This window comes from Frankia tisae (assembly GCF_025403405.1).
Classification (GTDB): Bacteria; Actinomycetota; Actinomycetes; order Frankiales; family Frankiaceae; genus Frankia; species Frankia tisai.
The window spans coordinates 1-11,312 of the sequence record NZ_JANEZT010000218.1 but is presented as its reverse complement, the minus strand read 5'-3'; the positions used below and the strand labels follow the sequence as shown (position 1 = coordinate 11,312).

The 11,312-nt window shown below is 72.8% G+C and carries 11 protein-coding genes; 2 read left to right on the top strand and 9 right to left on the bottom strand.

Annotation, left to right across the window (positions count from 1 at the left end; all coding sequences use genetic code 11):
• Window positions 1-335: 335 nt before the first annotated feature.
• The 9 genes from NBZ85_RS19725 to NBZ85_RS19685 all read right to left on the bottom strand — a co-directional run bounded on the left by NBZ85_RS19725 (window position 336) and on the right by NBZ85_RS19685 (window position 7,837).
• Window positions 336-1,247 carry a hypothetical protein gene (locus tag NBZ85_RS19725; protein WP_261558276.1) on the bottom strand — a complete coding sequence of 304 codons (912 nt, stop codon included), beginning with the start codon at window positions 1,245-1,247 and terminating at the stop codon, window positions 336-338.
• Between the two features lie 267 nt (window positions 1,248-1,514).
• Entirely contained in the window at window positions 1,515-1,853 is a 339-nt protein-coding gene (locus NBZ85_RS19720) for a lycopene cyclase domain-containing protein (RefSeq protein WP_261558277.1), read from the bottom strand.
• Window positions 1,850-2,194 carry a lycopene cyclase domain-containing protein gene (locus tag NBZ85_RS19715; RefSeq protein WP_261558278.1) on the bottom strand — a complete coding sequence of 115 codons (345 nt, stop codon included), beginning with the start codon at window positions 2,192-2,194 and terminating at the stop codon, window positions 1,850-1,852. The genes NBZ85_RS19720 and NBZ85_RS19715 overlap by 4 nt, the downstream gene beginning before the upstream one ends.
• A gap of 16 nt (window positions 2,195-2,210) precedes the next feature.
• Window positions 2,211-2,921: a thiamine phosphate synthase gene (locus NBZ85_RS19710; RefSeq protein ID WP_261558279.1), complete on the bottom strand. Its 711-nt coding sequence runs from the start codon at window positions 2,919-2,921 to the stop codon at window positions 2,211-2,213.
• A gap of 66 nt (window positions 2,922-2,987) precedes the next feature.
• Window positions 2,988-3,251, bottom strand: coding sequence for a sulfur carrier protein ThiS (gene thiS, locus NBZ85_RS19705; protein WP_261558280.1), 264 nt, complete (start codon window positions 3,249-3,251; stop codon window positions 2,988-2,990).
• Window positions 3,252-3,317: 66 nt separating this feature from the next.
• Window positions 3,318-3,641, bottom strand: a complete 324-nt coding sequence (locus NBZ85_RS19700; RefSeq protein ID WP_261558286.1) for an Rv2175c family DNA-binding protein — start codon at window positions 3,639-3,641, stop codon at window positions 3,318-3,320.
• A gap of 105 nt (window positions 3,642-3,746) precedes the next feature.
• A complete protein-coding gene (locus NBZ85_RS19695) occupies window positions 3,747-5,432 on the bottom strand; it encodes a Gfo/Idh/MocA family protein (protein ID WP_261558281.1) in 1,686 nt (561 codons plus the stop codon).
• 216 nt (window positions 5,433-5,648) lie between these two features.
• A complete protein-coding gene (gene thiH, locus NBZ85_RS19690; RefSeq protein ID WP_261558282.1) occupies window positions 5,649-6,890 on the bottom strand; it encodes a 2-iminoacetate synthase ThiH in 1,242 nt (413 codons plus the stop codon).
• Window positions 6,887-7,837 (bottom strand): thiazole synthase, encoded by a 951-nt coding sequence (locus tag NBZ85_RS19685; RefSeq protein ID WP_261558283.1) that lies wholly within the window; start codon window positions 7,835-7,837, stop codon window positions 6,887-6,889. Before NBZ85_RS19685 ends, thiH begins: the two co-directional genes overlap by 4 nt.
• 479 nt (window positions 7,838-8,316) lie before the next feature.
• On the opposite strand from NBZ85_RS19685, the gene NBZ85_RS19680 reads away from it, so the two are divergent.
• Together NBZ85_RS19680 and NBZ85_RS19675 are read left to right on the top strand one after the other, a co-directional pair.
• Window positions 8,317-10,494, top strand: a complete 2,178-nt coding sequence (locus tag NBZ85_RS19680; protein ID WP_261558284.1) for a Stk1 family PASTA domain-containing Ser/Thr kinase — start codon at window positions 8,317-8,319, stop codon at window positions 10,492-10,494.
• Window positions 10,495-10,575: 81 nt separating this feature from the next.
• Window positions 10,576-11,312: DUF5667 domain-containing protein (locus NBZ85_RS19675; protein WP_261562379.1), on the top strand; the 737-nt coding region annotated here is incomplete at its 3' end.

The window sequence follows — 11,312 nt, the reverse complement described above, 5'->3', positions numbered from 1 at the left end:
CGCCGCCCCCACCGTGGCCGACGACGCCCCCGCGGGTCCGACCTCGGCCACGGATCCAGCCACGGATCCAGCCGTGGGAGGATCATCATCCGGCCCGGGCGCAGCGCCCCCGCCCCGCGCGCCGTGGCCGCCACGTGGCCGGGGAACAGCCGACCGACGCCCCTCCTGACCTGGCCTTACTCGCCTACGTGATCGACGGGTCCGGGGAGGACACCGGCCAAGGTCTTGGCGAGGCGGGGCGCACCTGCGATGATGAATCCGCCGCCCGGCACCCCCCGAGCCGGGCGGCACTACACTTTCTGGCCGCTGACCGGTACGGCCGTTGCGTGCGCCGGCTACGACGGGCAGGGCAGCACAACAAGTGAGCCCGGCGACTGCGAACGTCGCCCTTCCAGGTCCGTGACGGTGGCGGTGTAGTTGATCGTGCCGGGATCCTGCGCGGACGCCAGCTGGCCGGTCCACGTCGAACGGTTTCCCGTCGCCTGGCCGAGGCTCAGCGACTCGGTCGTCGTCCGCCCACCGGGCAGGACGGCGGTCAGTTCCACGGCGAAGATGCCGGTCTCGTCGAGCGCCGTCACCGTCACCGTCGCCTGTGCCGCACCCGCCGCCGACGGGCAGCCCGCCCGCGAGACCCGATCCGGCGCGGCCACCACCGAGAGAATTCGCGGTGGTCCGTCAACGCTGGCCGTGATGCGCACGTCCGCCCCGCCGACGCCGTTGCGAGCGCTGACCGGCACGGTGACGTCGACCGGCCCCGGCGGGGCCACCGACCGGTCGAGGGTGATCACCAGGGGAACGTCCGCCCCCGGGTTGACGCGGGGCCGGTCGGGGACGACGGCGAGCCAGGCTGGACTTGCCCCGACCGCGACGTCGACCGGCGCCGTGCCTTCGCCCCGCAGGTCAAGCCGCCAGACCGAGTCGACCGGGCCGAGGTCGACCGTCGTCGCGCTCACCGCGAGGACCGAACCGGTGGGCCGTGGTGCCACCGGGACAGCCGCGGCGGCGCTCTGCCCGGCGGCACGCGAACGGGCTCCGGAGGGCGCCTCGGACGGCGAGGCGAGCACGGAAGCCGGAGCCGTCGAGGCGGCGATGCCGGCTGCGGGAGTCGACGATGCGGCCGCACCCGGCCGGTGAGTCGTGGTGGTCGCCGTCAGCACATCCGACGAGCCCTGCGCCGCCGGCGCGACCGGGGCGGTCGGGCCGCCGGGGCGGTTGGTGGGCCCGGCGGCCCGACCGTTACCGGCCATTCGGCCATGAATCAACACCAGGCTCACAACAAGCAGCGCCAATGCGGCCACTGCGGCGATGACGCGTCCCCATCGGACAGGCAGAATCCTGCCCGGCTTACCCCAGGGAGAGCGGTGCCGCCCCGCCGAACCCGGGCCCCCCGCAACATCATGCGTCATCACGGTCGAGGTTAGGCCGATGGATGACCTCCAGGGGGTCAATTCACTCGTTTCCGTCACGGAGTGCGGGGAGATTTCATTCAGTTTCGCAAATGTAACGCAACGCTGCTATTTGCGACGGTCGGTGGGGGCCGAGTGACGCCGGGAAGACCGATCCAGGCGCCGCCCCCACCAGACCCACCAGGTAAGCGTGTGCGTGACGAGGGCGAAGCCGAACAGCAGGTCCTCGACCGGAGCGTAGGCGATACGTAGCCCCGTGATGGCACCCGAATCGTAGACAACGATGCCGAACCCGGTAAGGATCCCGTTGGACAGCAGTTGGAAGACAACAATGATCGCGTACGAGACCCAGAAGATCCGCCGGGTCACCAGCCGGGTGCGCAGGAGCCACAGGTCGGCGGCAACCGCCGCGGCGACGCCAAGCACCGCCAGCACCGTGTAACTCATTCCTGCCCGTCGTCGGGCTCGTCGCCGGCCGGCCAGCCGCGCACCGCCCGGACCGCCTCCAGGGTCAGCACCGCGCAGACGGGAACCACGAGAAAGAACAGCAGTTCGTCCAAGGGCAGGTGACCGGGCAGCCGCACACCGGTGATGCTGCGCGGATCGAAACTCCAGTGACCGGCCGCGATGGCGTACACGTCCCAGGCGACGAAGATCAGGACGACGGGTAGCAGGGTCAGCAACAGACGGCGTGGGCGGGCGTAGACCCTGGTCCCCAGGAACAGCTCGAGCGGCGCCGTGCCAAGCAGGCAGACGGCCAGGACGGCGAGGTAACTCAGGTGCCGCATGGCGCCTCCGCCTGGCTCAGCCGCTACGCAACCGTCGGGCCAGCGCGGCGGCGCTGGCGGCAGGGTCCTCGGCGGCGGTCAGGGCACGCACGACAACCACCCGACGGGCCCCCGTGTCGAGGATGTCGTCGATGGTGTCCGGGCCGACGCCGCCGGTGACGAACCAGGGCTTCGCGCCGGAGAGGAACGGCGGGGCATGGCGGGCGGCGAGCCGGGGCAACCCGAAGCCGACCGGTGGACGCCCCTGCTTGGTCGGGGTCGCGTGCACCGGGCCGACGCACACGTAGTCGACGTCCGGGTCGGCCAGCGCCGCCAGGAACTGCTCGGGGCTGTGCGTCGACTGGCCGATCAGGACGTCCGGGCCGACCAGCCGGCGGGCGAAGGCGGGCGGCACGTCGTCCTGGCCGACGTGCAGGATGTCCACTCCGGTGAACGCGGCGAGGTCGGCACGGTCGTTGGCGCTGACCAGCGTGTCCCGGCCGGCGCCGGCTGCGGCGATTTCACGCAGGCCGCGCACCTCGTCGGCCCATTCGAGGTTCTTCTCGCGAAGTTGTACCAGGTCGACACCGCCCCGGCCGGCCGGGCCGATCACGGCGTCGAGGAACGGACCGAACTCGGCCCGCCGCGGCGTGCAGAGATACAGCCGAGCGTCGGCGAGCCGCCGCAGCCGGTCCGCCCGCACCGACCCTCCCACCGAAGCCCCGTCCCCTGCCGACGCGCTGGGCATCAGTTGCCATCCAATCCGTAGGATCTGGGTCGTTCCCGTTCCCGGCGCTGCGCGACCTCGCCACCGCTAACCTCCGGCGACGGCACGCACGATCTCCAGGATGTCACCGTCCGCGAGCCGGACGCCGGACAACTCGGACGGGGTGAGCGCCAGCCCGTTGCGTTCGACGACCACCGAACCGGGCCGCAGGCCGAGCTCGACGAGTAGGTCGGGCAGCGGCTGGCCGTCGGCGACCGCGCGGACGGCGCCGTTGACGACGACCTGTGCCGGGGCCGGTCCCCGCGGCGGAGTGGGGACCGGCGCCGAGGCGGGCGGCGGGCGATCGACCATGCCTCGACCCTACGGGAGCCGGCAGCCCACGACAGCCCACAAGGAACCACGACCGCGCGGCCCCGGTCAGAAGGCGAGGGCCTGAGCCCGGCGCTTGACCTCCTTGCCGCGGTTCTCGATGAGCGCCTGCATCGGGGTGCCGGGCAGGCTCGGATCCTCCCGGAAGAGCCAGTCCAGGGCCTCGTCGTCGGTGAACCCCGCGTCCGCGAGGAGCGTGAACAGGCCCGGCAGGCCCTTGACCACCACACCGTCGCAGATGAACTCCGCCGGCACCCGTAGGACGCCGCCCTCCCGCCGGGCCAGCATCGTCCGGTCGCGCACCATCTGCCGAACACGGGTCACGGGAACCTGCAACTGCGTTGCGGCGTCGGGCAGGGTCAGCCAATCCATGGTCAACAGTAAACACCTAAGCCGGGGCGGCGCCGTACGAGGCCCGGTGGGTGCGCACCACCGATGACCTCGACAGACCCGGCGAGAGTCAGCACCGGCGCAGCGTCACAGCGGCACGACCTGTGCTCCGCCGGAGGCGGCCGACCGCACCGCGGCCTCCAGCACCGCAACGACCGGGCGGGCCGCCTCGATGCCATAGCCCACGAGGGGCCAACCGGAGACCAGGCAGTCGGCGAGGTCGCGGTAGAACGCCGCTGCGCCGCCCGGCCCCGGCCCGGGCGCCGGCAGCGGAAGTCGGGTACGGACGCCGTCGTAGGTGGCCAGCAGCAGCGAAGCCGGGCCGTCGGCGTCGTCGTCCGGCGCGGCGCGGCGGCCGGCGTGCCGGCCCGAGACCACCTGCTCGTCGCCGAACGGATCGGGGTTCGCGGCGGCCGGGGCGCCATCGAGGATCAACGTGCCCGCGCTGCCGAGCACCTCGATCCACGGGCGCACCGCCACCGTCAGGTCGGAGACGGTGATCTGCGCCTGCGCGCCGTTCGCGAAGCCCAGCAGCAGCTGGCTGTGGTCGGCGTTGCTGACGTGGTGCCAGACCCGCTTGAGTTCCGAGGCGCTGACCCACTCGACCGGCTCGTCCACCAGCGCGAGCACCTGGTCGACGCCGGCGGCCCCGCGATCGTAGAGCTGGCCGCCGCTGATCCGCTCGTCGTCGCGCCAGGTACCCGCGGGCCGGCGCAGGCCGCCGCGGTGCAGAGCCAGCCGTAGCGGCTCCCCGATCGCGCCCCGCCCGACGGCCGCGTGCAGCGCGCGATAGCCGGGGTCGGCCCGTCCCTGTGGGTACACCGCGAGCAGCAGGTTGCGCTCCGCAGCGAGCTCGGCGAGCTGGTCGGCGTCGGGCGTCGTCAGGCACAGCGGCGCCTGCACGACCACGTGCTTGCCGGCCTCCAGCGCCCGTCCGGCCCACTCGAGATGGGTGTGCGTCGGGGTGGCGACGACGACCACGCCGAGCTCGGGGTCGTTCACCAGATCGTCGGGGTCCTCGACCCGGTGGGGCAGGCGGCCCGCGGAGTGCGCGGACGCGCGGCCCGGGCCTCCGTCGCACAGGGCTGTCAGTTCCAGCCCCTCAGTTGCGTCGAGGCCCGCGTGGTGGGCTGCGGTGGTGTCGGGAGTACCGAGTAGGCCGACGCCGACCGGCGGCGCGTCGTGCACGCCGAGGCAGTGCCGCAGCCACCGCCCGACGAGCCGATGGTAGGCCGGGTCACCGAGCACGCTGGCGCCCGTGCCCAGGGTGAACATGCCGAGCCCCGTCTCCGGCCGCCAGGTGCAGACGGGGTATTCGCTCATCTCATGGCGGATCAGCAGCAGTCGCTCGACGTCGTCGGCGACCTTCTCCGGGATGACCCAGCTCTCCCGCGGGCGGAAGTCACCCGACCGCGCCATGATCGCGCCGCCCTGCGGCCCGGCCTGCAATCGCAGTTCGTAGGGGGGCGTCGTGCGGCCGGGGATGAGCCCGGAGGCATCCACCAGCGGGCTTTCGGCGGGCAGGGCGCGCACGGTCGGGCCGGCGAGCAGCACCGGGACGGACTGCCGGGCACGGTCAAGCAGCTCCTGCTCGACGTGGTCGAGGGGACGATCGATGAGGACGAGAAGCGCGTCCGCCGACCGCGCCGAGGTCGGGCCGAGACCCGCTGCGCGCAGATGGTCGCCGAGCGCGTTCACCCCAGGCAGGTTTGACACCAGGTGAATGCGAGGCACGCCCGGCACTCTAGTGGCCTTCACGACGCTTGCCGTCATTCGGGTCGAGAAGGGCCGGAACGAGCCCTCCCTACATTACGAACAGTGCCCTACAACTGCCCTCAAAGACAACTGCCCTCAAAGAGCGCATAGGCGAATTGCCGCGGCACCGTCCGGAGGCAGAACGGCCCGTTAGCGCCGGCATCGTCCGGACCGGGCTCGACGGCCCGGGTTCCGACCGGTTCAACGCGGCGAGGCAGGTGGGCCCGGGCGGGCTCAGCCCAGTGCCGCCCGCGCGGCCGGCGGGTCCACGGGAGGACCGGTGCGCGGGTCGGGATGGTGCCAGGGGGTCGAGTCGACGAGTGGGAAGGCGTCCTTCCACACCGGCTCGTAGCCGGCCGCGACGAGCATCGCGGCGACCTCAGCCGGCGCGCGCTCGTCCGAAATCGAGAACTGCTCCTGGGCGGTGCCCGGCGAGCCGTAGCCGCCGGGCTCGGTGGAGGAGCCCGCGCTGATCGTCGTCGCCGCGATGCGGACCAGGCCGTCGCGCATCGCCGCCGGTTCCCGGGTGGACAGCGTCAGCGCGAGATCGGGTTCGACCAGCCGCAGGGCCGCGTACGCCTGCACGAACTCGGGGTCCGCGACGACCACCGCCGGCGGGAACCCGCTGGCACTCGGCTTGATGCGCGGCAACGCGACCGACACCTCGGTCCGCCAGTACCGCCGCGACAGGAACGACGCGTGGGCGGCCAGGGCGAGCACGTCAGCCCGCCAGTCCGGGGCGAGGCCGAGCAGGGCACCGATCCCCAGCCGGCGCGCCCCGGCGCCCGCGGCCCGTTCGAACGATGACAGCCGGCGGTCGTAGTCGCGCTTCCAGCCCGCGACGTGCACCTCGGCATACCGGGCCCGGTCGTAGGTCTCCTGGTAGTGGACGACACCCTCCAGCCCGGCCCGCACCAGCCGGGCGTAGGTGTCGTCCGACCAGGTCTGCGTCTCGATCGACAGCGACGGGAACATCGGCCGCAGCCGCTCGACCACGGCGACGAGGTAGTCGGCGGACACCTCGACGCGGTGTTCCCCGGCGACCAGCAGCAGGTGGCGGAAGCCCCGCCCAGCCAGCAGCCTGCCCTCGGCCGCCACCTCGTCGACGCTGAGGGTGCGCCGCGCGACGGGCAGGCCCTTGGCGAAACCGCAGTACGTACAGGACGACAGGCAGGCGTTCGAGACGTACAGCGGGGCGAACAGGCGCACGGCCCGGCCGAAGCGACGCAGCGTGGTCGCCCGGGCGGCGAGCGCGAGCTCCTCCAAGCGTCCCGTCGCGGCCGGTGAGAGCAGGACGGCCAGTTCCTCGAGCCCAAGCCGCCCCGGCGCCGACTCGCCCCGGCCGGCCGGATCGGGAACGACCCGGCGCAGCACTGCGTCGACCTCCGCCAGCGTCGTGCGCCCCGACCGGGCGGACAGGGCGGACAGGTCCAGCGCGGCGAGCTCACGGGCGAACTCCCCCCGCGGCGCGCTCACCCGACCGCCTTGCCGTTGCCGTTCGCAGAGGTCCCGGGGGGCACAGAGGTCCCGGGGGACGCAGCGCCGAGGGCGCCGAGGAAACCGGTCAGCGGCGAGGACGCGGACGCCGCGGTGGCCGTGCCGGGTCCGGCCTGCCCGGCCAGGTAACCCAGCCGCCCGGCGACGGTCGCGAGCGCAAAGGCCCGAGCCATCCGCACCGGGTCGGCCGCCACCGCGATCGCCGTGTTGACCAGCACCGCGGCCGCGCCGATCTCCATCGCCTCGGCCGCGTCGGAGGGCACGCCGAGGCCGGCGTCGACGATCACCGGCACGCCCGCGCCCGCCACGATCGCCTCGATCGCGTCCCGGGTGCGCAGCCCCCGGTTCGAGCCGATCCAGCTGCCCAGCGGCATGACCGTGGCGCAGCCGGCCTCCTCCAGCCGGCGGGCCAGCACCGGGTCCGCCGAGCAGTACGGCAGGACGGTGAAGCCGTCGGCGACCATGAGCTCAGCGGCTCGCAGGGTCTCGATCGGGTCCGGGGCGAGCGTCCGCGGATCCGGGGTGACCTCGAGCTTGACCAGGCCGGTTCCGGTGGCCGCGCGGCCCAGGCGGGCCAGCCGCAACGCCTCCGCCGCGTCCGCGGCACCGGAGGTGTTGGGCAGCAGCGTCATGGCCGGCGGGACGAAGTCGAGCACGTCGCCCTCGCCGGCGCGGTCGAGGTCGACCCGCCGCAGCGCGACCGTCACGATCTCGGCGCCGGAGGCGAGCAGGCTGTCGCGCATCACCTCGTGGGCGGCGAACTTGCCCGTTCCGACCAGCAGGCGGCTGCCATAGGAGCGGCCGGCGATCACGAGATCATCGCCCCCGTGCGGCTCGCCCGCCTCGACGGCGCCGGACCACGAGACGCCGAACGGCGCGGACCATCCTGACCTGGGAACGGTGGGACCTGACGGAACCTGCGACATGATGACCATCCTCCCCACGCGCGCATGACCGCGATCGGGTATGCGGGTCGCCGACGGTGTTCCTGGCCGGCCTCTCAGCCCACGTCCACGGGCTCCCCGGTGCAACCCACAGTCTAGCCGGCCCGACGCCGCCACCGAGCCGGATCGACGCACCCCCGCCGGAGCGGCCACACCGGGGGCCCGCGGATCGGGGGCGGACCGCCGATTACCCGAACGTGCCGGGGCACGTCCTCGTCGGCCGGGCGGCCTTGCCGTGGGCAGGCGCGGGCCGCTGCGGATGCGCGCAGCCCGGTCGCCGCTTACGGAAGGGCTGGAGATTCAGTCGAACACCATCAGCCGGTATGACCGATAGCAACGGCTATGTCCGAGGCATCTCGAAGCGTTCCCGACCCCCGGCTCGAATCTGGAACTAACACCACGAGGCTCCGGTAGCGGCATGGTCTGGCAGCGATCGTAAACTGTCTCCCGTGGATGCCACCGTGGCCGACCCCGTCATAGATCGGCTTCTCGATGGCCGTTACACGGCGCAGGAACGGATCGCCGTCGGCGGCATGGCGACGGTGTACGTCGCGCACGACAACCGGCTGGATCGGCTCGTCGCCCTCAAGGTGATGCATCCCAATCTCAACCACGACCCGGAGTTCGTCGCCCGCTTCCACCGCGAGGCCAAGGCGGTGGCGCGCCTGAACACCCCCCGGGTCGTCTCGGTGCTCGACCAGGGCTCCGACCACACTCCGGCCGGCCTGGTCAACTACCTGGTCATGGAGCTGGTTCGCGGCCGGTCGCTGCGCCAGCACCTGGCCGCCCGCGAGCGGCTGCCGGTCGCCGAGGCCGTCGAGATCATCGAGCCGGTGATGGAGGCGCTCGCCGCTGCGCACGCCGCGGGCATCATCCATCGCGACATCAAACCCGAGAACATTCTTCTCGGTGATGACGGCCAGGTGAAGGTCGCCGACTTCGGCCTGGCCCGCCCGCTCGGGCAGCCCACCCAGGCGCTCACCGACGGGGTGGTCATGGGCACCGTCGGCTACCTCGCACCCGAGCAGGTCACCCAGGGCACCGCCGACACCCGCAGCGACGTCTACGCCGCCGGGGTGGTGCTGTTCGAGTCGTTGACCGGCCAGCTGCCACACAGCGGCGCGACCCCGATGTCGATGGCCTACCAGTCCGTCCACGGGGACGTGCCGGCGCCGTCCACCCTCGTCGAGGGCGTCCCCGCGGAGCTCGACGGCCTCGTGCTGCGGGCGACGTCGCGCGACCCGAGCCGTCGGCCGGCCGACGGCGCAGCCCTGCTCGACGAGCTGCACCGCATCGGGCCGTACCTGCCAGCGGCGGACGCCTACCAGACCGGCTTCACCGGCGAGGTCGAGCGGATCGGCCTGATCGGCCCGGCTTCCGAGGGCTCGGAGCCCGACTACACCCGCGCCTTCCAGCCCGCCGACTACGACGCCGACTACCACAACGACTACCACGACGCCCGCGGCGCCGGGCCGTTCACCGGCGCGGAGTCGGGGCGGCCGTCGAGGGCCGGTACCGCGGAGCATGATCCGGCCGCCGGGCCACCATACGTGGGCGGGGTCGCGAGCCAACCCGGAACCGGGGCGCTCTACCGCTCCTCCGCCACGCCCGGCCAGACGTCCACCAGCTATCTCGGCGCCGCGCACGGTCGCCGCCGCGCCGCGGGCTCGGGTGCGGGTTCCGGTTACCGTCGGTACGCGCCGTTCGCCGTGGGCGGCGCGGCGATTCTCGTCCTGCTCCTCGGCTTCATCACGCTGCACTCGCTGTCCAGCGACAAGATCGAGGTCCCGCAGCTGACCGGCCTCAGCAAGTCGGACGCCGAGGCGGTGCTGCACGACGACGGGCTCAAGCAGACCTACCTCGATCCGGTCGCCAACCTGACCGTGGCCGCCGGTCACATCGCCCAGCAGGATCCCAAGGACGGGACGAAGGTCGACAAGAACGCGGTGATCACTCTGCGGCTCAGTTCCGGGCCGGCGACCGTCGCCGTGCCGGACCTGGCGAATCTCACGCAGAACCAGGCCACGGCCCGGCTCAAGGAGCTCGACCTCGCCGTGGGTGGGCTGTCCAACCAGGCCAGCGACACCGTCCCCGCCGACCACGTGATCGGCACGAACCCGGCCGTCAACACGATGCTCAAGCCCAAGGACGGCGTCACCCTGATCATGTCGAGCGGGCCGGACGCCAGACAGATGCCGGCCGACGTCATCGGCAAGACCTACGACGCCGCCAAGGCGGAGATCGATGCCCTCGCCGTTGCGGGAGTCACGGTCCAGCGCGCGTTGACCGTGACCGAGGACGCGACCCCCGGCAACGTCGTCGGTGCCGCCCCCGGGGTCGGCCAGGAGATCGTGCCCAACAGCACCGTCACGCTCACGGTCGCCTCCTCGCCCGACGCCGGTGACGACTCCACCGGCGGCGGTGACGGCAGCGGCGTGCAGGTCACCGTCCCCACACTGATCGGCAAGACCTATCGCGACGCCGAGGGCATCCTCCGCCAGCGCGGGCTGAAAATCGATCGGTTCGCCGTGCTCGGCAACCCGACCGACCGGGTGACAGCCCAGTCCGCCCAGCCCAACTCCAAGATCGAAAAAGGTAGTACAGTACACGTGAACACTGTGTGGCAGTTCGGTAACTGAACGACGGTCAACCTCGGTCGGGCCGGCGCGGGGGCAGCCGGCTCCCGGACCGCCGCCACACGACCGCTCCCAGGGGGGGACGTGAGGGCAGCGCGCGACCGCAGCCGGGATCCCGCCGAAGAGGAGCAGCCCGGGCTTCGGCTGCGTGGCTTCCGGTGGTGGCGGCCGCGTCGGACCCGCGCCAAGCAGGCCGCCACGCTCCTGGACGGCCAACGCCCGCCGACCGACCCCGCCGAACTCCGCCTGGTGAACGCAGCGGCAGCCCTACGTGGCCTCCCGACACCCCGGATGAGCCCGGTGCGCCGCGACGCCCTGCGCGCCCACCTGCTCGCCGTCCTCACCCAGACCGCCCTCGCCCAGGCAGGGTCCGCCCAGGCAGGGCCCGCCATCGCCCGTGGCTCGGGCGCTACCGGGCGGAGGGTGCGTCGAGTCTCGCCTCGACGAGCTCGGGTTCTGCGCACCGCCCGCCCGCTACTGGCCGTCTCCCTCGCCTGTGCGGTGGCTCTGGTCGGCCTCGCCGTCAGCGCGCAGGACGCGTTGCCGGGCGAGACGCTGTACAGCGTCAAACGGCAGGTCGAGAACATTCAGGTGTCGCTGGCGCGCGATCCGGTCGCGAAGGCGAAGACCCGCCTCGACGTCGCCGGTACCCGCATGGATGAGCTGCGCACGATCACTCTTGGCCAGGGCGCCCACATCGACCGCCCCACCGGCGCTGCCGACCAGCCGCCGTCGGGCCCCGCGAGCCTGCTCCCGCCGACGGATCCGTTCGCCCAGCTGTGGATCACCGGAACGGGTCTTCCCCTCCCGCAGGTCCGGCC